This window comes from Litorerythrobacter xanthomarinus (genome assembly GCF_046254955.1).
Classification (GTDB): domain Bacteria; phylum Pseudomonadota; class Alphaproteobacteria; order Sphingomonadales; family Sphingomonadaceae; genus Qipengyuania_C.
Genome location: NZ_JBJXRG010000052.1, coordinates 1 through 237 on the forward strand (window position 1 = coordinate 1; position 237 = coordinate 237).

The following is a 237-nucleotide window of genomic DNA, read 5'->3' on the forward strand; positions in this document are numbered from 1 at the left end:
TCGGGCGTAGCATTGCTGGGCTACGTCCTCTACCTGGATTCCAAGCTGGAGAAGGAACCGCGCGTGCGGTTTTGGGCGATCCTGTTCCTGTTTGCGCTCAACCCGCTTTTTTGGGGCCTGTTCGAACAGGCCGGCGGCAGCCTCAATCTCTATACCGACCGCTATGTCGAGATCGGCGACATTCCCGCATCGGTGTTCCAGTCGATCAATCCGATCTACATCATTCTGTTCGCGCCG

Annotated in this window: 1 protein-coding gene; it reads left to right on the forward strand. The window is 57.8% G+C overall.

The window, feature by feature from the left end; all coding sequences use genetic code 11:
• Window positions 1-237: POT-type proton-dependent oligopeptide transporter (locus ACEWMW_RS14535; protein WP_462937819.1), on the forward strand; the 237-nt coding region annotated here is incomplete at both ends.